Below are 25,696 nucleotides of genomic sequence, written 5' to 3' on the forward strand. Positions count from 1 at the left end.
TGGGAATTGACGGCTCGTACAGACCCGCCTGGGCTGGCGGGCTTATTACATTTTCCCTGAGAAATGGATCATCAGGAGGCCAGGTTTCATGATTACGCTGCATCAGGTAAACAAGCATTATACCACCTCAAGCGGCCAATTTCATGCGGTTCAATCCGTGTCCCTTCAAGTGGAGGAGGGGGAAATCCACGGTATTATAGGTGCCAGCGGTGCCGGTAAGTCTACCTTGCTCCGGTTGATGAATGTATTGGAAAGGCCGGATGAGGGAAACGTGGTTGTGAACGGGGAAGATCTGACTCGCATGCCGGAAAAACGTCTCCGTGAAGCGCGGCGATCCATAGGGATGATTTTTCAGCATTATCATCTTGTTCACAATCGGACGGTCAGTGGAAATGTAGCAATGCCGTTGGAGCTGGCAGGTGTCGCGAAAAAAGAGAGAGCAGAACGTGTGCGCGAATGCCTGCAATTCGTCGGTTTAGCTGATAAAGCAGAACAGTATCCGGCACAATTGAGCGGAGGCCAAAAGCAACGTGTAGCGATAGCCAGAGCGCTGGCGAATCGACCTGCGGTGCTGCTGTGTGATGAGCCGACCTCGGCGCTTGATCCGCAGACGACCGCGGATATTCTGGGCGTGTTACGGGAGATCAACCGTGAACTGGGAGTTACCATTGTAATTGTAACGCACGATATGGACGTGGTACGCAACATTTGTACCCATGTATCAGAAATGCGGGATGGACAGCTGCTTTCCACGCAACGTGTAGCTGACGCTGCGGTAGGTTCAACAGCGAAAGCAGGTGAAGCTGATGAATGAAATGCTGAACATCATTGCGCAATATCAGTCTGAGATATGGAAAGCCATCGGAGAGACGTTTATTATGGTGGGGATTTCTATCGCAGCAGCTGTACTGTTAGGGCTTCCGGCAGGAACGATTTTGTATTTGTGCGGCAAAGGGCAAAAATATGAAAATCGACTACTGTTCACCCTATTGAACAGTGTGGTCAATGTCATTCGCTCGTTCCCGTTTTTGCTGCTCGTCGTGTTTATGATTCCATTTACACGTCTGGTCGTAGGGACGGCGCTGGGTACGATGGCTGCTACGGTTCCCTTGTCAGTGGTGGCCATCGCCTATTATTCGAGGCTGGTGGAGCAATCATTGCTTGAGGTGCCGAAGGGTGTAATTGAAGCCGCTACTTCTATGGGGGCATCCACTCTTCAGCTTATCTTCAAATTTCTGTACGTGGAAGCTCGTTCTGGGCTTGTACTGGGTTTGACCACGTCCACCATTAGCTTCATCTCCTACTCCACGGTGATGGGCATTGTGGGCGGTGGCGGGGTAGGCGATTTTGCCATCCGCTACGGTTACCAGCGTTTTGAAACAGGCTTGATGGCGTTCACCATCGTCGTCATGATTATTTTCGTACAAACGATCCAGTTCACTGGAAGCACCATATCCCGCCGGATCGACAAGCGGTAAATGGTTTATGAATCTCTTCATTAACACTTGCACCGCCCACTATGGGAAATAAAAATGACTTTACAGTGCCTCCAAAGCGGAGCGGGCAGAATTGTTCTGGAGAAGCGTCAGCGATCGGAAGAACAATCTGCACGCGAAGCGGCTATGCTGTAACTCATTTTTATCTTCCCGATCACAACTAATTTTGGAGGTTCCACATCGAATGAGTCGGAAAAACAACATGAAAACGAACTTGAAATTACTTACACTATTTGCTGTCGTTATGCTACTGGTTGCCGGATGCGGTGGTCAAAAGCAGGCTGCACAAGAAACACAGTCCAAAGAAGCGACTTCCCAAAAAGAAGTGACCCTGAAAATAGCGACGCTCATCCCACCGATGACAGATGTGCTGGATATCGTGAAGCCGCTGCTTAAACAGGACGGAGTCAATCTGGAAATCGTCGTGCTTTCAGACAATATCCAACCGAACAACGCATTGGCAAGCCATGAAGTGGATGCTAACTTCTTTCAGCATGCTCCTTTTATGCAACAATATAATGAAAGCAACAAGTCTGATTTGGTAGCGATAAAACCAATTTACAACGCCATTTATGGTGCGTACTCCAAAAAATACAAGAACGTTAAAGACCTGCCCGAAGGTGCGACTATTGCCATTGCCAATGACCCGGCCAATACAGGACGTTCTTTGGTAATGATGGAGCAAAACGGTTTGATCAAGCTTAAAGAAGGCGTAGGCTATAATGCTACACAGGCTGATATTATTGAGAATAAGAAAAAGTTTGTGTTTAAAGAAGTGGATTTGTTGATGCTGGCGCGCTCACTGGATGATGTGGACATGGCTGCCATGTATCCCGCATATGCCAAGCCGCTCGGTCTGACACCGAAGAAGGACGCGCTGATTACCGAAAAAGACGATACGCACTTTGCCATTAATCTGGTAGCGCGTAAGGATAATGCAGATTCCGATGCCATTCAAAAGCTGGCAAAGCGAATGACCGGACCGGAAGTGCGTAAATTTTTTGAGGACAATTACAAGGATAGCGTTGTTCCAGCATTTTAATTAAATAAGTATTGAAACATTATTTATGATGATATTTGACCTGTATAATGGAGTGAAGTCTGTGAAGAGCAGATGGTCTCCCTTGTGCAGGTTTTTTTCTTTTTCATCCTTAATATGGATAAATTTCATCGAAATCAGGGTACAAAGTCTTATTTTTTAAGATTTTAGTGTATTACAGCATTATGAATTTTGGTCATAAAGGGTGATGGAGTAATGATAAGGAACCTATTAAAATAAATATACGAACAAACATTCGTTTTCGATTTCGTTAACGGTGTTTTAAATGGGTCAAAAAATTCAGCTGACAACGGGTCAAAAGCGTGAATAAAAAGGAAGGGGAACGACATGAAGCTGCTTGTAACTGTAAAAAGTCTGGGAAAACGCAAGCCCGCACTCGCACGACAGGAAATAGAACTGAGTCCTGCTCCAAAAACATTGCGAGATTTGATTACTGCAACCGTTGCTTTGAATGTTCAAAAGCTGCGGGATAAGCAGGAGAGTGTCGCGCTGATTCCATTCCTCACGGGAGAGGAAGTTGAGGCACAAGGCGAGATAGGCAAAGTAGGATTCGGTTCCGTATATAATGATGGTGTCCCGGATATTAAGGATGCTGTGAACACAGCGATGCAGGCTTTTGAAGATGGTTTATACAGAGTTTTTGTGTGTGACGAGGAAACTATTGAACTGGATGCTCCTTTGGCACTTAAGGATGGGAATGAAATTGTATTTATACGCTTCACAATGCTGGCTGGAGGCCTATGGTAGAGGGGGAAATGAAATATGCATCGAGAGAACAATGAGCAAGAATATTTCACCACACTGAAGGAGCGCGCGGCGCAACTGGAGGGACAACAACAGGAGTTGGCTCAGTATGTTGTGGAACTGAGTAAGCTTCATTACATACAGGAGAACGAGGAGCCATTTAACGAATGTCAGCGAATATTAAAAGAACGGGCGACAGAAAGCGGAGAACCGCTGTTTAAGCCACTGACAGAGGTATTGCGTGCTCTAATTGGACAAACAGCGGGCGATGTATTCACACATCTAACAGAGCATGTTACTGAATATCCATACAGCACCGGGTATGCGCGAAAGCCGTTTCGTACTTCGGATATTACGGCCCATACTTCCCGGATTTATAAAAGAATGGTGCAGTTGATCCGAATGGACTGTATCGGATTCTCTATAATGGATTATTTAACGAAAAAAGATTATGAATCAGGTAGGGATTACCGGATTCAGGAAACGATTGGTGATTGGATTGCTTACGAGCTAGACAACGGCAATTCACAGGTGCTTGAGGCGCTAAAAGCTATTATTTATGGGGATAATCAGGCGGCGTTACTTACACGCAATATGATTAAAGGCATGCTCCTGAGTCATCAGGAGGAGAATTATCGCATGATCGGAGAGCTCCTGGCAGCTGCCAAACTCCAAGAGGGATTGCGCCAAAGTATTGTGGAACAAATGGATGAAGGAACCCCGGAGGCTCTAATATATCTGTTAAAGTTGATCATCGACCAAGGCTTCATTCGTTACAGCTCGGTAGTGCGGGCGCTTGCAGTATGGACGGGAATGGGCTTGGAATCCGCCAATCAACGGGTCGTTCGCCAACTGATCGAGCAGGCATATGAAGCATTGACTCGTAGTGAACTGCGCCAGGAATGGCTGACCAGCTCAAATGCTAATGAAGTGTATATGAGTTTGTGGGCTACCGCAGTACATGAGGAACGTGATCTGTATGGACAGGTTCGGAAACTCATGGAGCAGGGAGCAACTTACCAGAAGATCGTAGCACTGTATGTACTGTCTAACAGTGACAACAAGGATGTGCGCCTCGGAATTGCGAGAGAATATCTGGATGAAACAGATCCGGAGCTTCAATATTGGATTCTGACGAACTATACAAGCAATTATTTTTATGAATGGATAGAAGGCGGGACCGTCGCGGATCGGATCGTTAAAGTGGTGCGCACTCCTTTGCTGGAGAGCAAAGAGGAGCGGCGTAAGGATTTTGAACGACTTCATAACCTGTTTGTACATATAAAAAAGGGTGAGTCCACCGAGCCCTCCAAGGTGCTAGATTTTGTAAATCTGTATCACCGCTCAGATGCACCTATTCAAAAAATGCTATATCTCGCTGGCTATGATATGGACGCTTCTTGGATTGGGGAAATCATAGCCTTAAAGGAACAGATTAGCCCTAATCTGCGTGGCGAACTGTTGAACCATTTTGTGCAAAATCCTGAGGATACGGTACAGCGTGATTTTATTTTTTCCAGTTTGTCGGACAAAAGTATGAGTATCCGTGAGTTCGCTGTGGCCAAGGCGCGTAAGCTGACGCTGTCGGAACCAGAAATGCAACAAATGGAAGCCTTACTAAAGCTCAAGACGGGCTCATTGCGACAAAGTGTCATTGGTGTGTTGCTCTCACAATCGGAAGAGCCGCTCGCTGGCTCATTGGAACGCTTGCTGCGTGCTAAGGCGGAGCTGCAACGATTGGGTGGACTTGAGGTATTGACGAAGATATATGCAGACCCGGATCGTGCCGAACAGTATGAAAGCCTGCGGGCTTTGGCGGATATCATTCAGCAACCTACCGCTAAAGAGGAGCAACTGTTGTCCAAGCTGGGACAGGAGGATGCTTATACAGGGGCTAACGGTTTTGGCCTGTACGATCCGAATGTCAAGGAAGCTTGGTTGGAAGAGAAAGTGGATCTGGGTGATTTTAGATTGGCCGATGTTTTTGTTAGTCCATTGGAGAAGCTCAAGCAGTTTTTGACTGGACTGGATGAGCTTGTTCATCATCATCGTGATGTGGAATATACAGCGGAATATTATTCAGGCTACAAAGATACATTGCTTATTGGGACGAACCTTCGTCCTCTACGGCTGGTTCAGGTCGATGAAGAAGTAGATTCCAGGCTGTCTTTATATCCTCTTTACGAGGAGTGGGACCGTTATTTGCAGGAAAGCGGCATAGAAGCACGTGAACTGCTGGAGCTTGTTTTTTATGACCGATTGGAGCCTATGGACCGAACGCTGGATCGCTACTATCGCTACTTTTCTTTTAAAATGGACTATTCAGAGCTAAGCAAGCACAAGCTGCTGGAAGGATGGCGTAAAGATTTCGCCGAGCAAATGTATCCTGTGGATCGGATTAACGAGGTTCAAAGATGGATGGCAGAGCTGACCTACTCCGATCAGGTAAGCACATTAATCAATGCTTATTTTATGGACACATCCGGTGAGCAAACATTTGACGTAATTGACCTTGCTTTAAATTCACTAATGCAGTGCGTGCCTAAGGACAGACCAGCAGAGGATTTGGGAATGCTCCATCTATTGTCCGGCCCGTGGGTGGCACTGGAGAAGGGGCAGGTCCATGACGATGAGTCCTTTAAGCGCTTTTTCCATACTTTTGTGAACTACGCAGAACTGCCAGGAGCGGAAAATCGTTTTTATTCTCCGCTGGATCTGGAGGATTATTTCAAAGCCTATGAAAAAGGGTTGATCGGTGTAGGGGAAGTATATCGGGAACTGCTGGCCGGTAGTGAAAGCAGAAGACATATGAGTACCTTAACCAATGCCCGCAATACATGGATTTCTAGCAACCCGGAATTTTTGGAGATACGCCGTACGGTTATTGATCGACTGTTAGAGGTTGAATTGGTTCGAGGCGATTTGCCTACCGAGGCTACGCCAAAGGTTATGGGCTTGAACCGAATTGAAGGCATGGATTATTTTATCCGTATTCTGGAGGGTCTCGACAAGGAAACATTCGTGCGTGGTTATGTGTACGGTTACGGTGATCGTATTACCAAAAAGGAATCGTTCAGTCACTTGCTCAAGGCATGTTATCCGAGTGAGGGCGAGGATGCCACGTTGCTCAAGGAAAAGTTAAAGGACACTAAAATTACAGATAAACGTCTGCTGGAGGCGGCAATGTATGCCCCGCAGTGGATTGAGATTGTAGCGGGTTATCTCGGATGGGAAGGACTTCGCAGTGCGGCATGGTATTTCCATGCACATATCAATGAAGGTTTTTCGGCCGAGAAGGAAACGATTGTAGCTCATTACTCGCCGATTGCTCCGCAAGATTTTAATGATGGTGCCTTCGATATTCACTGGTTTCATGAGGCTTACGAGACGTTGGGCGAGGAACGTTTTGATCTGCTGTACGATTGTGCCAAGTATATTTCGGCTGGAGCCAATCATCGTCGATCCCAGTTGTTTGCGGATGCGACGCTGGGTAAGCTCAAACGGAGTGAAATGGAAAAATCAGTGGAAGACAAGCGAAACAAAGACCATTTGCTGACCTACAGTTTGATTCCACTTGCTCAGCCACCTGAACCAGATGTACGCGAACGTTATGATTTTATCCAAAGGTTTCTGGAACAAAGCAAAAAATTTGGGGCACAGCGTAAGGCCAGTGAGGCACTGGTTTCGCGGATTGCGCTCGGGAATTTGGCGCGTAACGCAGGTTATGATGACGTAACCCGTCTCGTCTGGGACATGGAGGCTCGCAAGCTGGATGATCTCCGGTCTTATTTTGAGCCACATGCTTTGGACGAGGCTACAACGGTGCAGCTCGTCATTGATGATGAAGGAGCGGCAGATATTGAAATTGTAAGCAAAGGCAAGACGCTGAAATCCATTCCGGCTCGTTTCAAGAAGGATGAGTATATCACGGCATTGAAGGAGCTTAAAGGAGATCTGGTGGATCAGTATCGCAGAGCTCGGAAGGAATTGGAGCGCTCTATGGAGTCTGGCACGACCTTTATGGTGAAGGAATTGAGAGGATTGCTGGGTAATCCTGTGCTTGCTCCGTTGGTGCGGACACTGGTTTTCAAGGCTGGCGAGCACCTCGGATATTTTAATGGGGATACGTTGGTGTTGACTGATCCTTCTGCTGAACAGCATTCTATAGGAGAAGAGGATAAGCTGATTATCGCTCACCCCCTTCACTTGTTCGAAAGTGGCCGTTGGAGCGACTTCCAGAAGGACTTATTCGACCGTCAGATACGCCAGCCATTTAAGCAGGTGTTCCGTGAGCTGTACCTGCTGAATGCTGATGAACGTGCCAACGCGACCGTTTCCCGTCGATATGCGGGACACCAGGTACAGCCGAATAAGACGGTATCCCTATTGAAAGGTCGCCAATGGACGGTCAGCTATGAGGATGGACTCCAGAAGGTGTACTATGCTGAGAATCTGATTGCCAACCTGTATGCCATGGCGGACTGGTTCTCACCAGCAGATACCGAGGCTCCTACGCTGGAGACCGTGCAGTTCTTTGATCGGACAACGTATAAGAGCGTACCGTTGGACGAAGTTCCTCCTGTTCTGTTCTCCGAAGTTATGCGGGACGTGGATCTGGTCGTCAGTGTTGCCCATGTAGGCGGCGTTGATCCAGAGGCCAGTCTGACGACGATTGAAATGCGTAGGGTCATTGTGCAGGAATCACTTCGCCTGCTGAAAATTAGCAATGTACGCGTGGATGGGGATTATGCACGTGTAGATGGGACTCTTGGCGAATATGCTGTGCATTTGGGAAGCGGGGGTGTCTATAAGCAAGCGAAGGGAGCGCTGCATATTATTCCGGTGCATTCGCAGCATCGTGGACGCATCTTCCTGCCGTTTCTGGACGAAGACCCAAGAACAGCCGAGATTTTATCTAAAATAGTGTTGTTGGCCGAGGATCAGAAGATCAAGGACCCGCAAATTCTTACACAGCTTCAAGCGTAGAATAGAATTCTGATGTATATAGATTTATAATGAACTCAACGTTCGCATCTAGACAATGGTTTCAAATCCTCGACTGTGTAGGTGGAAACTTAGTTTAGTTGCGGAGGTTGAGTTATTTAATATTGAGCGTTTATCAAGCACGAATAAGGAGATATGGGTAATATTTTAGGTTCTGTGGTTTGATGGAAATCTAACAGTATATCAATTAACAATCATAGGAGAACATAACGATGTTTAAAAGTATCTTTCTAAAAGAGTACTCAACCGAGTATCAATCACAAGTTGTCGATTTAATTTTACATATTCAAAAAGATGAATATAATATCGCCATAACCAAAGAAGATCAGCCAGATTTGCTTGATATTGAAAACTTTTATCAGCGTGGCAACGGCAACTTCTGGGTGGCTCTTCGTGAAGGAACCGTAGTGGGGACTGTAGCTTTGTTAGATGCTGGGGACCGTAAGGCAGCACTCAGAAAGATGTTTGTAAAACAAAACTATAGAGGTAAAACATTCAATGTTTCGAATCAATTATTGCATCATGCCATAGGATGGGCTAAGTAAAGGTCTATTGAAGAAATCTATCTTGGAACAACACCACAATTCGTAGCAGCTCATCGATTTTATGAGAAGAATGGATTTGTTAGTGTAGATCCAGGAGAATTGCCGATTGGTTTTCCAGTCATGAAAGTGGATAAAAAGTTTTACAGATACATCATTCAATAAAATGATCCTGAACCAAGACGATGCTGAGGGAAATTCCAGTTCAAAATGTGTGACTTAGTGGCCGCCGTGTCGTCTTGCTGCCAAGCCGCAATATAAACTATCGCTGAGCAGGAATTTCTTTTGTTTAGGACAGGCGTTTGCTAGAATAAAAGGGTATGTTGTAAGTCAACGTTAACCAAATTGCTGGGAGGGACACAAGTATGAGCAAAAAGATTAAATGGGGAATTGTCGGCACAGGCTGGATCTCAGATCAATTTGTGGCGGATTTGGCGCATGTTACGAATGGAGAAGGGTATGCCGTTGGATCACGTACTATTGAAAGCGCTACCGAATTTGCAGCTAAGCATCAAATATCACGAGCTTACGGGAGCTATGAGGAATTAGCACAAGATCCCGAGGTAGATGCTATTTACGTAGGGACTCCTCATCCTTTTCATAAAGAAAATGTTCTGACGGCTCTTCGGGCGGGCAAAGCGGTCTTGTGTGAGAAACCCTTCACCGTCAATAGTAAAGAATTGGAGGAACTAATCGGCTTTGCACGTGAGCGTAAGCTATTCCTGATGGAAGCAATGTGGACACGTTTTTTGCCTCCGATTCGCCAAGTGCAGGAGTGGATACATGCGGGACACATTGGCGAGGTAAAGCTGGTTAAGGCAGAATTTGGTTTTCGGGTAGATTGGAACCCGGAGGGCCGGCTTTTGAACCTTGAGCTGGGCGGAGGTGCTCTGTTAGATGCAGGAATTTATCCGGTTTCTTTTGCTTCAATGGTCTTCGGTCCTGAACCTGAGCATGTATGGAGCACTGCTCATATCGGGGAGACAGGCGTTGACGAGACATTTTCGATCTTGCTGGATTATGGACAAGGACGCACGGCTATGCTTAACGGGGCAGTCCGTCTCGGATTGACGAATGAGGCATACATCCATGGAACCAAGGGCTATATTCACATTCCGTCATTCCTAAACAGCACATCGGCTACTTTAGTTGTGGACGGTGAAGAGGCACAACACTTTCAGGATGACCGATCCTCTACAGGCTATGCCTTTGAAGCAGAAGAAGTCGGGCGTTGCTTGAACGAAGGTTTGCTCGAAAGTTCTACTATTTCTTTAGATGAATCATTAGGAATTATGAAACTGATGGATCAGATTCGTTCACAGTGGGGACTTCGGTATCCGTTTGAATAATCATATTCATTCCAGGGACCTTTCAGGTTCTCTGGAATTTTTTTTGTTTGTGAGCGTTATTTTTGTATACATAAGTCTTTCCAATTCCCAAATAGCGACTTTGGTCGCACGCTAGGTAACGCCATATGAGTAAGTCAAGAGTGGGACATATGAATCATTTTTTGTGATTTAAATTAGTTAAAAAACCGTCATTGAAAAGTTACAAAAGTGTAATTTATTCATCGGTTAACTGAATTGTGAACGCTCTCTTTTTATGAAAAAGAATGAAGGTCCTAGTATTGAATTTCCAAAAACTTTCAATGAAATTTCCGAAAATGTGCGGTAGGGTGGTAAACGTGTCACTTGAGCCATTGCGGCTTTTGCTGACTTGCTTGCTTATCCCGTGGCTCTGGATTCTTGTCGGAGCTCGCAGGATCGAGAGCCTTTGCAAGCCTGTGAGCGTTGAATAGGCATTCACCTCATGATCTAACATCAAGGAGGAATTACAAACGTGAAAGTGAAATCAACATGGTTGTTCCGTATGGTGATGATGACAGTGATCGCGGCTGTCGTGATCGGACCTATGAATATTGCAGGAGCGGCAGGAACCCGGACAGATCGGCCTTGGATGAACACGAGCCTGTCGGCTGAGAAACGGACAGCGCTGCTGCTACAGGAAATGACGCTGGAAGAAAAAATAGATTTGGTGACTGGCAAGGTCAACAATTACTATGGATTCTATAATAATTCGATGGAGCGGTTGGGCATTCCGGCGCTGACGATGGCAGATGGACCTGCAGGTGTACGTATCGCTAATCCGGATGTGCAGGACAAGCAATCGACTGCGTTGCCTGCTCCAATTGCGCTGGCTGCAACGTGGGATACCCAAGCTGCCAAACAGTATGGGGATTTGCTCGGAGACGAGGCTTTTAATACAACTCATAATGTGGTGCTTGGACCCGGGATGGATATTGCCCGAATTCCATGGGGATCGCGAAACTTTGAATCTATGGGCGAGGACCCGCTGCTGCAATCTCAAATGGCGACCGCTTATGTCAAAGGTATACAAAGTCATCCTGTTCTGGCGACTGCCAAACATTACCTTATGAATAATCAGGAGACAGAGCGTTTCACAACAAATGTCAAAGTCAGTGACCGTGCGCTGCATGAAATTTACATACGTCCGTTTCAGGAGGCTATTGCCAAGGCAGACTTGGGCGGAGCTATGTGCTCCTTTAACAAGGTCAATGGCGAATCGGCATGTGAGAACAAGACCATCATGACAGATCTCTTGAAAAAGGAAATGCAATTCAAGGGCTTCGTGATGAGTGATTACGGCGCGAACCTGAGTACAGTCGAATCGGCAAATAGTGGCTTGGATCTGGAAACACCGGGGACTCCTTATGGAAAATGGGGAGATCAGCTGCTGGCTGCTGTCAAGAATGGTAAGGTAAGTGAAAAAACGATTGATGATAAGGCTGGGCGCATTCTGATGCAAATGTTCAGCAAAGGTTTATTTGATCACCCGGCTCAAAATAACCAAATTGATGCCCATGACCATGGCAAGACAGCCCGTCAATTGGCTGAGGAAAGTATGGTACTGCTTCAAAATAAAAACAATGCATTGCCATTGTCTAAAGATAAACTCAAGTCTATTGCTGTGATTGGCCCCGATGCAGATAACGGCACTGTGGCAGGCGGAGGCAGTTCGCTGGTGAATCCGACGTATACCGTGAGTCCGTTAGAGGGCATCCGCAATCGTGTCGGCAAAGGAGTTACCGTCCAATATGCACCGGGCACAGACCCGATCTCTGCAGGAGACATTATGCCAGGGCCATCTGCTGTTCCGTCTTCACTGTTGACTACATCTGATGAGAAAGAGGATATCAGTGTTGGATATGCGACTTATGGAGATGGCGAACAGGGACTTCGAGGCGAATACTGGAAGAATAACAAGATGGAAGGCAATCCGATTCTTGTACGCAATGATGACCAAGTCAATATGAACCTTGGATTTTATAATTATCAGGGCTTCAATGCGAAGTCTCCTAAAGTTCCAAATACACCAACGACACTGAACGGCTTGATATCTGCACGCTGGACAGGGGCAATTGCAGCTCCCAAGGATGGTGACTATGCATTGTCATTAACCAGTTTGGGATCAAGCAAGCTGTATCTCGACGATAAGCTTTTCGTGGACAATCAAGGTGAAAAGCTGGGCACTACGAAGAAAAACATCTCCCTTAAAGCGGGTGAAAAGCACAAGATACGTATTGAATACCGCGCTGATTATCCGACCAATGGTCGGGATTCCGGTGGTATGGTTCGTCTGGGCTGGGAACCTCCGGCAGATACGTCAGATAAGCTGATTGACAACGCTGTGAAATTGGCGAAAAAATCGGATGTTGCGATTGTTGTTACGCGCACGTATGAGAGTGAGGGATATGTTGAGCGTTCCGATATGGAGCTCCCGAATAATCAGGATCGGCTGATCCGTGCGGTTGCGGCTGTAAATCCGAAAACCATTGTCGTACAAATGAGCGGCAGAGCCGTGCAAATGGATACATGGCAGGACAAAGTCCCTTCCATCGTACAAGCATGGTTTGCTGGACAAGAGCAAGGGAATGCTATAGCGCGCGTCTTATTTGGAGATGTAAATCCTTCGGGTAAGTTGCCGGTAACCTTCCCAGTTAACGAGCAGTCTACACCTGTATCCTCACCAGAGAAGTTTCCGGGTGTGAACGGTATAGGTGACTATTCAGATGGTATTTTTGTAGGCTATCGTGGGTATGAGAAATCGGGTATTCAACCGGCGTTCTCCTTTGGACACGGTTTATCCTATACAACATTCGGATATAGCGATCTGAAAACCAAACAGCATGCGAGTGGAAAAAAATCCGATCGTATGAGTTCCGTCGAAGTTTCGTTCAAATTGAAGAACACTGGCAAAACAGCCGGAGCTGAGGTTGTACAAGTGTACAGCGGTAAGCTTCCGACAAACGTAGAGACTCCATCCCGTCAACTGGCAGGCTGGTCCAAGGTAGAATTAAAGCCGGGTCAAGAGAAGAAGGTTCGCATTGAGCTCGACCCGAAAGCTTTCTCTTATTGGGATGAAAAGTCCAAAGCATGGGTTATGCCGGCGGGTGAAGTGCCCATGTATGTGGGTAGCTCCTCACAGGATTTACGACTGACAGGAAGTGTTGCGATTCCGGCTACCTCTACAGCAAAGGCAAAAAAGTAAATCCCGTTACATTTGTTTTAAAATGGTTATATTCAAGAGAGCACGGGCACAAGCACCGGCTCTCTTTTTGCTATCGGTATGTAAACGTCTAACAGGTATGCAAAGGGAAACCCAAGTGAAAGCTGAAATAGTAGAGAGAGTGGGGACAGGCTAGTGATGGGGAGAGGAGGATATTAGATGAAGAAACTCCAAAAGCAACGACGTACTGACATCTGGCTGCTTATAGCTGTAGTAGCCATTTTGATCTGTGCGGTCCTGGCCAGTATGGCTATACGGAATGTTTCGGGGCCGAAAGCAGAAAATAACGTCAACATGTGGCTAACAACACCCGATCCGGCGAATCGTCTAACCCAACAAGCCCCGATCCGTTGGGATAAGAATGATAAGGATAGCAGTAAAGAAAAGGCTGCGAATGCGGATACACTGACGATTGAGATTAAGCCAGATATTCGTTACCAGACGATGGAAGGGTTTGGCGCAGCGGTGTCCGGTTCGTCCGCTTACCTGATGAATCATGGCATGTCTGCCAATCAGCGCGATCAGCTGCTAAATGATTTGTTTACAGCCGGTGGCATTCAACTGAGTTATATTCGCCATACCATTGGAGCCTCAGATTATTCCGTAGATGAACAGGGACAGCCTGGCAGCTATACCTATGACGATGTGGAAACAGGCAAGGACTATGAGCTGAATCATTTCTCCATCGCTAAGGATCGGGATGTAATCGACGTGCTGAAGCAAATCTTGAGAAGAAACCAGGATTTAAAGATTATGGGGACCCCGTGGACAGCTCCACCCTGGATGAAATATGGGGAGCAGATTTATAACGGCTGGTATTTGGACTATACCGATCCGCGCGTCTACCAGGCTTATGCTGACTATTTTGTTCGTTACCTACAGGCTTATGCGAACGAAGGGATTCCGATTCAGGCGATTTCCATTCAAAATGAGCCAGAATTCACGACGTCCAAGTATCCCAGCATGAGTATGGGGGCAGCAGAACAGGCGAATTTTATTAAACAATATCTGGGCCCAACCCTAAATCGAAACCATTTATCTACTCAGATTATTGCCTTTGACCATAACTGGGATACAGGGAGTGAATATGCCAAGACCGTGTTAGGAGATGAACAAGCTCGAAACTATACGCATGGAACAGCCTTTCATTGCTACAAAGGAGAACCTACGGCGATGAAAGATGTGCATCATGCTTTTCCTGATAAGCCTGTATATATGACAGAATGTAGTGGGGGAGCGTGGAGTCCGGGCTTTGGAGATGATTTGAGCTGGGATATGTCCAAGCTGATCATTGGTGCACCCCGAAATTGGTCGCAAAATGTCCTCTTTTGGAATATCGCACTTGACCCGTCCGGGGGTCCGACCAATGGGGGGTGCACCAACTGTAGAGGTGTAGTGACCATCGACCCGTTAAGCGGTGCAGTTACAAAAAATGTGGAGTACTATGCGATTGGGCACGCCAGCAAATTTGTCCGTCCAGGTGCAGTACGTATTGATTCTACACATTATAGTGGAAGTATCGAAACGGTCGCCTACTGCAATCCGGACGGTACGCTTGTCCTGATTGCCGCCAATACAGGAGAGAGCACAAAGACATTTAAGGTTCGGCAGGGAAATAAGGTTTTCAAATCTACCCTTCCATCCAAGTCCGCGGCTACCTTTCAATGGAATCCTACGGCTTTCTGACACGGTCTGTACATCAACGTTTTATAGAAGTTTTAGAGCGCTTAGCCCATCTGGCTGAGCGCTCTTTTTTCATTTGCTACAAAATCCAGACTGCGAAAAAAATAAAATTTTAATATTGTTCAGAATTGGTTCAGAGGCGGATGATAAGATCTTTTCACTAATAACAAGAATGAACCGTTTACGGGGGAGAGTCTGATGAATCAAGAAACAAATAAAGAATGGCAAAAAGTGCTGATGGTGACGTTGCTGGCAGGTATGGCATGGGGGCCCCAGCTTGTTCATGCGGAAACGAAAGGGGAGACGTCTGCGATTGTGACTAAAACCAGTACAGTCTCTTTTACAGATCAATCCACTATGTCATCCCAGGCATTACAGGCGGTGCAGGAGGCTGTGAAGCAAGGACTAATCACGGGTTATCCAGATGGTTCCTTCCGCCCAGATCAACCGTTAACGCGCAAGGAAATGGCAGCTTTGCTGGCTAATGCACTTAAGCTTGACGCTACGGAGCAAGCAGTAACTTTTAAGGATACGCAGGGGAGTTGGGCCGCTTCTTATATAGAAGCTGTGCGTGCGGCAGGTCTAATGACCGGAGATGAATCAGGTGCTTTCCGCCCGAATGCTGCGGTGAGCCGTGAGGAATTGGCAGCAATTCTGGTGAGAGCGATTGGAGGAACCCATGTTCAAGGCGGAGATGTTCAAGACATTTCTGATGGGGATCAGGTGAGTTCATGGGCCAAAAACAACGTAGAAGCAGCTCTCAAACTGGGGTTAATGGATACGCCGGATAATCGGTTTGACTCTAAAGTACAGGTAAAACGTCAAGATATCGCAGCCTTTCTGGTGAATGTGTTCCAATCGGGTGAACGGACGGGAATCCTTTCTCGTATCGACGGGGATATCGCTTATATGGATGGAAAGCCCTATTTGATCGGCCAGCAATTGAAGCAACTGTTCGGAGCGGACAATGTGCCGGCGCTTCAAGGGGCTACCCTGACCTATCAGGCATCGAACCGAAACGTAGCTGATCTGTCGGCGCTTCAAATTGTGCAAAGTGGTACGGCCCAACATCCGGTGACTTTATATAGCAAAGGGTCAGAATTTAAAGGCAAGTTAGCTATTGCAGCGGATTTTGTGCGAATTCAAGGAGCTACGTTACCTCAGGTAACCTTGATGCAGGGCGCCAAAAATGTAGAGATTCATGCAGACGTAAACGAAATGATCGTAGATACGCATGAGCCTATTCAGATCCAGGGAAGTGGTGTATGGCAGCAGCTTAAACTGAATTTTGCCGATACACAGGTACGTCTCGCCAATGGGATACAGACTGTACAGACCCGTCTTGCGGAGCGGGGAACAGAGACTCAAATTATACGTGATACCACGTTGGATGCATCTTCGGATACATCCTCAACAAGCACTAAAAAAAGTTCATCCGGTGGTGGCGGTGGCAGTTCTACAACGAATCCAACGCCAACACCAATACCAACACCTAATCATGTACCTGTCTCAGCTATAGTTCCTTCCGATCAATATGCCATTATGGGTTCCGGAGATACGCTAGTGGATTTGAAAAATGTGTTTTACGATGCCGATCAGGATGAGTTGTCGTATCATGCGGTCACTTCGGATGTATATGTAGCAGAAGCAGAAGTGGCAAATAAACAGCTTACTTTAAAACCTAAATCAGTAGGAAGCACACAGGTATTTGTTACGGCAGAGGATGGAAAAGGCGGCAAAGCGAGCGTGTTTTTCAACTATACAGTGACCAGCTCTACTTATGAGGAGGACATTAATCATAGTCCTGTCGCGAGCAACAGCCTAAATGACATTCCTTTGCTCTTAAATGAAGGTGGCAAGCAGATTAGTCTGTCTGACTTGTTTAATGACGAGGATGGCGATGCACTGACCTACACGGTGGAATCGGCTTCGCCAGAAGTGGCCACAGGAGAAGTTACAGGCGATCAGCTTATACTTACGCCGCTTCAAGCCGGCACTAGTCTAATGACGATAACAGCCCATGACGGCAAGGGAGGCACAGCCTCGCTTCAGTTTGCTGCTATGGTGAATGCGCCTTTGCCTGATCCGCAGCCTGAGAATCACATACCTGTGGCTTTGCCTCATTTACCTATCGTAGTTACTAATGTGTTACAGGACAAGCTGATGCTGTATCCAGGTTCGTTATTTATGGACCAGGATGGCGACACCTTGACGTATACCCTCACTTCCTCCAATCCCCAAGTAGGCAGTGTGGTGGAGAATGGAGAAGATTCATTTGTAGCACTGCATAACGCTGGTATTACGATGATTGAGATTTCGGCGAATGATGGCCGTGGGGGCGTTTCTTTCACTTCATTTATGCTCCAAGTTGAAGCTCCTCAACCCGTAAATCATCGTCCGGTAGTGACCCGTGTGCCTGAACCTCAATATTTGGACCCGGGAGATGGTCAGCAAATATTGCAGCTGAATGATATGTTCTCTGATGAGGATGGCGACATGTTGACCTATACTGTGGTGTCTTCTGATCCATTGGTGGCAGGGGGGCAGGTAGAAGGGAATACACTTTTCATACAACCGTTGCGTAATGGTGTGACGTTCCTTACGATGACAGCAAATGATAATCGTGGTGAAACGACATCTTTTACGATTCCAGTGATTGTTGAGAAAAGAGATTTGTTCATTTCCGAAGTCGTGTGGCAAGGCGAACCGGATTATCTGGACCAGGCGATTGAATTGTACAATCCGACCAACAGACCGTTGGAGAAAAATAAAATCTGGATTGAGCGATCCGACCAACCAGACCCGATTATCATAAATGCCAATGACGGAGATGTCATTATGCCTGGGCAAACCTTTGTAATTGCGAATGATTTGAGTTCGTTCGGATCGGAAGATTGGTATTATACCTTCCTGCAGTTACAACATAACAATTCGGAACCCGTTACGCTTAAGCTGTACTACAACAACGTGCTCATTGATATGGCAGTTATTGGTCAAGGGCAGGCCTTGGGACGGAACAGTGGTACGGTCATTGGTAATACAGATCCATATCAAGCTGGCGAATGGAATGTTGAGGGGACGAACTCCCCTGTTAATTTAGGTGACTTTATCGGTAGGGAGAGAATGACACCATGAAAAATAAGAAGTTAACCGCTCAGCTGGCAGCTGCATTGCTGCTGCTGAGCCCCTCGCTTCCTGCCGGAGCAGAGCAAGCTACCGTGATAGATGCGGCTTCCGTAGCCAATGGGCCGACAGGGAACAATACTGCCACCTGGACGGACGTACAGCAGCTTACAACACAGCAATTGGAACAACTGCAAAAAGCCCGTGAACTCGGGATTATCCAAGGCGACCCCGCCGGAACGCTCCGACCTGGGCAGAAGCTCACACGTCAGGAGCTAGCCGCACTGCTGGTCAAAGCGTTGCAGCTTCCGACGGGCAACCTGGACGGCGCTGCCTCCTTCACGGACGTGCCCGCCGATAGTTGGGGGCGCCCGGCTATAGAGGCAGCCCGTAAGGCCGGGCTGATGCAGGGCGACGCCAACGGACGCTTCCGTCCGAATGACCTGATCAGCGCCCAGGAACTGGTCGCGCTGTTGGTCAGGTCCGCTGGGACGGGGACGTCTGCGGGCACGCCCGCTAGCACAACCGACTCGCCGTCGGCACAGACGCTGCCGACGGCGTGGAAGGACGCCAGCCCGTGGGCGGCCCCGATGATTCGGGCGGCGCTGAATAACGGGCTGATGAGTGAATTTGGCGGAAATCTACACGCCAAAGACTCGGTAAGCCGCGTAGATGCGGCCAGCCTACTCGTATCTGCTTTGTTTCCACAGGAGCGTGCTTCGCAGCTCGAGGAAATGGACGGCAAGCAGATACGGATCAATGGCATCGCGTATGACGTGGCAGAGCCGCTGCGCGGCATTTTTCACGCGGATAATCAGACCGCGCTGCGCAACGCGGGCATTCGTTTCCATGCCACAGGCCGGACGGTGGACAAGGTGACTTGGTTGGAGCTTCGCAGCAGCGGGACTTCGGCTCGTGACGGCGAAGCGGAGTTCAGTGGCAACATTGTGCTGAACGGACACGGCTCCACGCTAAACGGAGATTTGGTGATCGCTGGTGATTTTACATCCGTACTGCACTTGAATGTGGAACAGCAGTTAACGGTGGATGCCCGGGTACAGCAGGATTTTTATGCACAGGATGTACAGGTGCAGGGACAGACCCATATTAATGGCGGAGATAACAATACAGTTGTATTTGATAGCTCAACGTTGACGCAAATGGATGTCACAAAGCCAGAAGTTCACGTTGTACTTAGTGGTACCGCAAGCGCGACGATCATGAACGTCCAATCCAGCGCAAGCATTGAGGTTAGCGCGAATGCTTCCTTGCCGCAGCTGAATGTTAATGAAGGGGCGAACAAAGTCAATCTTCAGGGAACGGTTCAGACCGTTCAGGTAAATGGCAGCCAGTCCGTCGAGATGACAGGTAATAGTACAATCCAACAGCTGACCGTCACAGGGACGGGGGCTTTGGAATTGAAAACGACAGGCAGTATTGAAAATATTCAAGTCAGCAACCCGGCAGCTAAGGTAAATGTGAGTGGAAATGTACAGGTTTCTGCGGTCACACTGGGTACCGGAGTAGCTTCCAACGCTGTTACGGGTCTAGCTGCGGCAAGTGTAACAGGTACGTCCTCATCTTCTGGAAGCTCATCTGGTTCATCCAGCAGCGCTAACCGTTCACCGGAAGTCGTAAATGCTTCAGTAGAGCGTGTAATCACAGAAGGCGCTGGTGAACAGTTGTACGATTTACGCCAATTCTTTACCGATCCTGATGGGGATACCTTGACCTTTTCGGCAGCTTCTCTTCAATCCGGCATCGTACGGGCGTCCGTATCGGGCAATATATTAAAGTTTACGCCAGTCAGTGTCGGAAAAGCATCCATCAGTGTATCGGCTAATGATGGACGGGGAAAAAGGGTGTCGTCTACCTTCAAAATCACCGTGAATGGCCAGCCAGTATCTGCGGGTATACCAGATCAGGCCCTTACTGTGGGACAATCGGACTCGGTACTGCATTTGAATGATTATGTTCAGGACCCGGAAAATGCAAGCTTAACGTATCAGGTTACGGTTGATGATCCTGCTGTAGCGTCGGTGGTGCTTGCGGAGGATGAATTGCGTCTGAGTCCGCTTCGAGCGGGCAGTACGAGCGTTCATGTCACTGCCAATGACGGACAGCAAGGAGAGGATGGTAGCACAGGCCAAAAGCAGATTGATTTCAAGCTAACGGTTCAGGGCGCTCCTAACCATGCTCCACATGGACAAGCCCCTCAGCCGTTAACCGTCACATTGGGCCAGCCGGATATGACACTGGATCTTTCAACAATATTTACGGATGCAGATGGCGATCCACTGGTGTTCACAGCGATCAGTTCGGATGCTTCCATCGTACAGACTACCTTAATGAGAGCTCAGCTCTCTTTGCAGTCGCTGCAAGCGGGGAGTGTAAGTATTACCTTGACGGCAGACGACAGCAAGGGTGGAACAGATACAGTTACCTTGATTGTAACGGTTTTGCCCATACCTAACAGTAGCCCGGTAGTAACCCGTGCACCAGACGCTGTACATCTGATTTTAGGCAAGGCTGACGGAACTGTGGATCTGTCCACCATCTTTGCTGACCCGGACCATGACCCGATTCGTTATGAAATCAGTTCGTCTGATCCAGCCGTGGCAGATGCTACAGTTCAAAATGATCAGCTTGTCATTCATGGGTTGACTAGCGGCAATACCGTGATTACCATCACGGCTAAAGACGATAGAGGCGGAGAGATTAGCGCAGACCTACAGGTTCATCTATTGGAAAATGCGGTTATTACAGCGATCCCTGAGCAGTTGCTTCAATTGGGAGATGCTGCATCAGAACTGGATCTCTCACCGTTCTTATTGAACTGGGATCTAGCATCCCTGTCAGTGACAGCAGACACGTATGATCCAGGAATTGCTACGGCCCATATGAATGGTCAGAAACTACAGTTAAACCCAGTAAGTGTAGGGACCACGAGTGTAACACTCAGTGTGTATGATCAGTACGGACGTGCAGAGGGAGCGACGTTCCCGGTTACCGTCAGCATGCCTCAGCTAAATCAAGCTCCTCAAGTCGTAGCGGCTATAAACGAGCAGGTATTGACTCCCGGAGTTACACAGCAAAGAGATTATGATTTGCAACAGCTGTTCAGCGATGAGGATGGAGATGTGCTTCAGTTTACGGTCAGCTCCAGTGATCCGACATTGGTGAGTGCATCAATTAATGGCAGTATCTTAACGGTGGCTTCTGGAACAGGTAGCGGTCTTGCCGCTGTTACCATTACAGCCACGGATGGTCGGGGAGGTTCTGTGCAATACACGTTGAATACACGCAATGCCGAACTGGTTTCCGGGGGGATCACTCCGATAGGGGTTAAATACGGCTTGCCGCATAGAACCGTGGATCTGTCCAGTTATTTCCCAGGACAATCTAAATTCCTGGTATATAGAGGAACGCCATCATCGACATTCATCGGTCCTGTAGAACTCATAGGCACCTCCATTCCCCTTTCCCCCGAACCTTTACTGGTATGGGTGGTAGGAGCGGATGGAAGAGCTGTCGTATTTCAGGTCCAACAGGAACCACAGCAAGCGCCTGCTGTATATTTCTCGCAATATGTGGATGGCGGGGATGGAAGAATTGTTTTGCAATTGTATTATAACGGGAATGGAGATCCTTCCCATCGGGCAGACGGTTACTCACTGGAGTTTCATCAATGGATGAAGAAAACAAACCAAATGAAAGTTACCACTCTACCGATTAATCCGGTTTATCCTGCCATGCCCTATATAATCATCGACACTATTTTCTATGATTTCATGGATATTACGAATGCTTGGTATTTCAATGATGAGGGCGATTTCTACAACCCGAACGAATTTAACACTGTTGCATACGTTTTAAAATACCAAGGACAAGTGGTGGATGTATTAGGAAATCCAAATTCACATGAACAGTTTACTCCACAAGGAGGAACGTTCGTCCGCAAGTCAGGAATATCCTATGGATCGTCTGCCTATAATCAGCCAGATGAGTGGAATGCGTTCCCGAAAGGGACCTTTCAATTTGTCGGCATTCATACACCATAAACGGTATGTTTGTCTGCGATCGCCTGTTTTTTGAAGACAGGTCATGAATTCTTAAAAAGGTGTAACCCATCAACTATGGAGGGTTACACCTTTTTATGTACAAAGAGGTAATGATAAAAGAGATCATTTATAGCAGTGAGTGCAGTCACATAGACATATACAAAAACATGACTATAATGTACATATAGTTTAAATTTAGTCTTTTTGGGGCTGACGGTTCCACACACTTTACTCACAAAGGAGAGGATTCATCTCATGAGCATACATTTGGAATTGGATTCCTTATCCGTTGAAAGGCTAGAAATGGCCCTTTCAGGACGACCGGGAATGTTCAAGCTGTTTTATGACACCGAGGATTGTGGATGCAATGGCGTACTCGTCATTTTGGTTGTCACCGCGCCCAATGCAACTGATAAAGCAGTACAGTCTGAGCCTTATTCTTTTTGGGTAGATCAGCAGCAGGAACAGCAGTTCGATAGCAGAATGCGGCTTGAGGCAGACCCTAGTTACCCGTCGTTCAAGCTAAGTAGTGATGCCGGTATATTTAGTAGCAATGTTAGAATTCAAGATCGGCGCGCGAACTCGTCCGAGGAGTGATGTGCGGAGGTAATAGGAATTCATTAAGCACCAAAAAAGCAATTCTGATTTACACCAAGTTTCCAAAAGACGAACCTTGTTTAGCCTATATGGCAGAGGTTCGTTTTTTTTGTGTTATATTCCAATCGTTCCACCAAAAAATGAAGTGTTTAGTGGCCTGCTCTGAAGTGGTACAATAACCTTTATGATAATCGGAGAAGGACGTTGAGAAGATGAAAAACTTGCTCGTTTCGGGCTATCGTGCCCATGAGCTGAATATTTTCAGTCAGAAGCACGAAGGCATTCCATATATTAAAAAGGCGATTGCAGGCAGGCTTATTCCCCTGATTGAAGAAGGGCTGGAATGGGTGATTACCCCAGGCCAATATGGGGTGGACTTGTGGGCCTGTGAGGTCGTTACTGCACTAAAACAGCAATATCCCCACCTCAAATGCTCTATTATGATGGCTTATCAAAATATGGACGAAAAATGGAAGGAGGACAAAAAGGAATATTTTCAGCAGATTTGTGCCGAAGTTGACTATGTAGGAGTAGTCAGCCGCCAGCCTTATCAGGGGATATGGCAACTTAGGGCACGGGATGAACTTCTTTTCCGCAAAACAGACGGTTTATTGCTTGTTTACGATGAGGATGCCGGAGAGGGCAGCCCACGTTTTATGAAGGAACTTGCATTGAAAAAACAACAGGCAGAGGGCTATCAGTATATTAGCATCAGCTCGGAGGATATCCAGAGCATTGCGGATGAAGAACGATTATTCATGGACCTCTGATTTTTAAAGCATTAGCCCGGATTTTTGAACAAAAAGGACGTATTCGTCCCTTTACATTGATGTAAGCGCTGTCATAGAATTTAAACAACAATAACTTATCAGTCACATAAAATAAATTTATTGAAAATACAAACTATGAAAGGAGCTAATGATTCAGATGAACAAAAGGTTTCGGTATACTGCGTTGCTCTGTCTCGGTGTCATGTTGTGTGGAGTGGTTACCCCGATGGATAGCCAGGTCTCTGCTGCCTCTACGAGACAAATGGAAAAGCTGAACCGGGGAGCCGTCGCTGTTAAGGTGCCTGAGGGTGTACTGGTGAGCTGGCGCTTGCTGGGCACGGAAGCGGATTCGGTCGGCTTTAATTTGTACAGAGGGACAAGCAAGGTGAATGATGCGCCGACACCATCGAGAACCAACTTTTTGGACAAGGCAGGTTCGACCTCATCTTCGTATACTGTTCGTGCCGTGGTCAATGGAGCAGAGCAGGCCGCTTCTCCTGCGGTGAAGGTATGGAACAATAACTATCTGGATGTTCCGATCCAGCAGCCCGCAGGAGGCACAACTCCAGATAATGTGAACTACACGTACCATGCCAATGATGCCAGCGTAGGGGATCTCGATGGGGATGGCGAGTATGAGATTGTGTTAAAATGGGACCCTTCCAATGCCAAGGATAATTCGCAATCCGGTTATACGGGAAATGTATTTTTGGATGGCTACGAACTGGATGGAACGCGCAAATGGCGGATCGACCTGGGACGGAACATACGGGCTGGAGCCCACTACACGCAATTTCTCGTCTATGATTTTGATGGAGACGGCAAAGCAGAGATCGTATGTAAAACAGCAGACGGCACGGTAGATGGTACAGGTGTAAAGATTGGGGACGCTTCGGCTGATCATCGAAACACGAGTGGATATATTTTGAACGGACCCGAGTTTCTGACCGTGTTCTCAGGAAATACAGGCAAGGCTCTTAGTACCATTGACTATGTGCCACCACGCGGAACGGTATCGAGCTGGGGGGATAATTATGGTAACCGTGTAGATCGTTTTCTCGCCGGGGTTGCTTATCTGGATGGCGTGAGACCCAGCATAGTGATGGCACGTGGGTATTACACTCGCACCGTTCTGGTCGCATATGATTGGCGGAATGGTAACCTGAGCCGACGCTGGACCTTTGACAGCAACAGCTCCACCAATGCCGGAACGGCTGGACAGGGGAACCACAGCTTGAGTGTAGCGGATGTGGATGGAGATGATAAGGATGAGATTGTGTATGGCTCGCTGGTTGTAGACGATAACGGAGCGAAGCTGGTTAACACCGGGATGGGACATGGTGATGCACTTCATGTTGGCGATCTAGACCCCGACCGTTCGGGCTATGAAGTGTTCAAGGTGAACGAGGACAAAAATGCCACCTACGGAGCTGCCATGTACGATCCGCGTAATGGAAATATTTTATGGGGCGTAAATACAGGCAAGGATACCGGAAGAGGCATGTCAGCAGACATTGACCCGCGGACCAAAGGGAACGAGCAGTGGGCACCGGGTATTGGGTTGCGTTCAGCCAAGGGACAGCTCATCACCAACACGCTACCGTCTTCCATTAATTTTGGCATCTGGTGGGATGGGGATCTCCTCCGTGAACTGCTGGATCATACCTCATCAAGCGCTGGAAAGATAGACAAGTGGAACTACACGAACTCGACTACTTCCAACTTGCTTACGGCAACAGGAACGAGTTCCAATAACGGAACCAAAGGAACGCCGTCCTTGCAGGCCGATCTGTTCGGTGACTGGCGTGAGGAAGTCATTTGGCGTAAAAGTGATAATTCAGCGCTGCGTATCTACACAACACCATACGAGTCAGAACATCGATTTTACACGCTTATGCATGATCCAGTGTATCGCTTGAGTGTTGCCTGGCAAAACGTAGCTTATAATCAGCCGCCGCACACCGGGTTTTATCTGGGAGAAGGGATGTCCAAGCCCCAGCAGCCGAATATATATACTCCTTGATATGTC

13 protein-coding genes and 1 pseudogene are annotated in these 25,696 nt (G+C 47.5%); all 14 read left to right on the forward strand.

Features of this window, described 5'->3' with window-relative positions:
* Positions 1-88: 88 nt before the first annotated feature.
* The 14 genes and pseudogenes from NSS94_RS05095 to NSS94_RS05160 all read left to right on the forward strand — a co-directional run bounded on the left by NSS94_RS05095 (position 89) and on the right by NSS94_RS05160 (position 25,690).
* Positions 89-814, forward strand: a complete 726-nt coding sequence (locus NSS94_RS05095) for a methionine ABC transporter ATP-binding protein (RefSeq protein ID WP_165150007.1) — start codon at positions 89-91, stop codon at positions 812-814.
* Positions 807-1,478, forward strand: coding sequence for a methionine ABC transporter permease (locus NSS94_RS05100; protein WP_039272472.1), 672 nt, complete (start codon positions 807-809; stop codon positions 1,476-1,478). The genes NSS94_RS05095 and NSS94_RS05100 overlap by 8 nt, the downstream gene beginning before the upstream one ends.
* 202 nt (positions 1,479-1,680) lie before the next feature.
* Entirely contained in the window at positions 1,681-2,538 is an 858-nt protein-coding gene (locus tag NSS94_RS05105) for a MetQ/NlpA family ABC transporter substrate-binding protein (RefSeq protein WP_029517585.1), read from the forward strand.
* 345 nt (positions 2,539-2,883) lie between these two features.
* Positions 2,884-3,303: a hypothetical protein gene (locus NSS94_RS05110; RefSeq protein ID WP_165150009.1), complete on the forward strand. Its 420-nt coding sequence runs from the start codon at positions 2,884-2,886 to the stop codon at positions 3,301-3,303.
* Positions 3,304-3,318: 15 nt separating this feature from the next.
* Entirely contained in the window at positions 3,319-8,286 is a 4,968-nt protein-coding gene (locus NSS94_RS05115; RefSeq protein ID WP_341038819.1) for a DUF4132 domain-containing protein, read from the forward strand.
* Between the two features lie 230 nt (positions 8,287-8,516).
* A pseudogene (locus NSS94_RS05120) lies at positions 8,517-9,011 on the forward strand (GNAT family N-acetyltransferase).
* Positions 9,012-9,211: 200 nt separating this feature from the next.
* Complete coding sequence (locus tag NSS94_RS05125; protein WP_029517581.1) at positions 9,212-10,195, forward strand: Gfo/Idh/MocA family protein; 984 nt, start codon at positions 9,212-9,214, stop codon at positions 10,193-10,195.
* A gap of 490 nt (positions 10,196-10,685) precedes the next feature.
* A complete protein-coding gene (locus tag NSS94_RS05130) occupies positions 10,686-13,415 on the forward strand; it encodes a glycoside hydrolase family 3 C-terminal domain-containing protein (RefSeq protein ID WP_341038821.1) in 2,730 nt (909 codons plus the stop codon).
* A 177-nt stretch (positions 13,416-13,592) separates the two neighbouring features.
* Positions 13,593-15,119, forward strand: coding sequence for a glycoside hydrolase family 30 protein (locus NSS94_RS05135; RefSeq protein ID WP_165150015.1), 1,527 nt, complete (start codon positions 13,593-13,595; stop codon positions 15,117-15,119).
* A gap of 195 nt (positions 15,120-15,314) precedes the next feature.
* Entirely contained in the window at positions 15,315-18,251 is a 2,937-nt protein-coding gene (locus NSS94_RS05140; protein WP_209950000.1) for an S-layer homology domain-containing protein, read from the forward strand.
* Positions 18,248-22,300: an S-layer homology domain-containing protein gene (locus NSS94_RS05145; RefSeq protein WP_341038822.1), complete on the forward strand. Its 4,053-nt coding sequence runs from the start codon at positions 18,248-18,250 to the stop codon at positions 22,298-22,300. Before NSS94_RS05140 ends, NSS94_RS05145 begins: the two co-directional genes overlap by 4 nt.
* Positions 22,301-22,555: 255 nt before the next feature.
* Positions 22,556-22,897 (forward strand): iron-sulfur cluster biosynthesis family protein, encoded by a 342-nt coding sequence (locus NSS94_RS05150; protein ID WP_029517576.1) that lies wholly within the window; start codon positions 22,556-22,558, stop codon positions 22,895-22,897.
* A 212-nt stretch (positions 22,898-23,109) separates the two neighbouring features.
* The gene (locus NSS94_RS05155) at positions 23,110-23,667 is read left to right on the forward strand and encodes a DUF1273 domain-containing protein (RefSeq protein WP_069012927.1); all 558 of its coding nucleotides are present in this window, start codon (positions 23,110-23,112) and stop codon (positions 23,665-23,667) included.
* 157 nt (positions 23,668-23,824) lie between these two features.
* Positions 23,825-25,690 carry a rhamnogalacturonan lyase gene (locus tag NSS94_RS05160; protein ID WP_445671533.1) on the forward strand — a complete coding sequence of 622 codons (1,866 nt, stop codon included), beginning with the start codon at positions 23,825-23,827 and terminating at the stop codon, positions 25,688-25,690.
* Positions 25,691-25,696: the final 6 nt, after the last annotated feature.

This window comes from Paenibacillus sp. FSL L8-0644 (assembly GCF_038008165.1).
Lineage (GTDB): Bacteria > Bacillota > Bacilli > Paenibacillales > Paenibacillaceae > Paenibacillus > Paenibacillus polymyxa_D.

Excerpts from the sequence above, each read along its gene's own strand:
- NSS94_RS05095 (WP_165150007.1), top strand. The coding sequence starts at position 89 with ATGATTACGCTGCATCAGGTAAACAAGCATTATACCACCTCAAGCGGC.
- NSS94_RS05100 (WP_039272472.1), top strand. The coding sequence starts at position 807 with ATGAATGAAATGCTGAACATCATTGCGCAATATCAGTCTGAGATATGG.
- NSS94_RS05105 (WP_029517585.1), top strand. The coding sequence starts at position 1,681 with ATGAGTCGGAAAAACAACATGAAAACGAACTTGAAATTACTTACACTA.
- NSS94_RS05110 (WP_165150009.1), top strand. The coding sequence starts at position 2,884 with ATGAAGCTGCTTGTAACTGTAAAAAGTCTGGGAAAACGCAAGCCCGCA.
- NSS94_RS05115 (WP_341038819.1), top strand. The coding sequence starts at position 3,319 with ATGCATCGAGAGAACAATGAGCAAGAATATTTCACCACACTGAAGGAG.
- NSS94_RS05125 (WP_029517581.1), top strand. The coding sequence starts at position 9,212 with ATGAGCAAAAAGATTAAATGGGGAATTGTCGGCACAGGCTGGATCTCA.
- NSS94_RS05135 (WP_165150015.1), top strand. The coding sequence starts at position 13,593 with ATGAAGAAACTCCAAAAGCAACGACGTACTGACATCTGGCTGCTTATA.
- NSS94_RS05140 (WP_209950000.1), top strand. The coding sequence starts at position 15,315 with ATGAATCAAGAAACAAATAAAGAATGGCAAAAAGTGCTGATGGTGACG.
- NSS94_RS05145 (WP_341038822.1), top strand. The coding sequence starts at position 18,248 with ATGAAAAATAAGAAGTTAACCGCTCAGCTGGCAGCTGCATTGCTGCTG.
- NSS94_RS05150 (WP_029517576.1), top strand. The coding sequence starts at position 22,556 with ATGAGCATACATTTGGAATTGGATTCCTTATCCGTTGAAAGGCTAGAA.
- NSS94_RS05155 (WP_069012927.1), top strand. The coding sequence starts at position 23,110 with ATGAAAAACTTGCTCGTTTCGGGCTATCGTGCCCATGAGCTGAATATT.
- NSS94_RS05160 (WP_445671533.1), top strand. The coding sequence starts at position 23,825 with ATGAACAAAAGGTTTCGGTATACTGCGTTGCTCTGTCTCGGTGTCATG.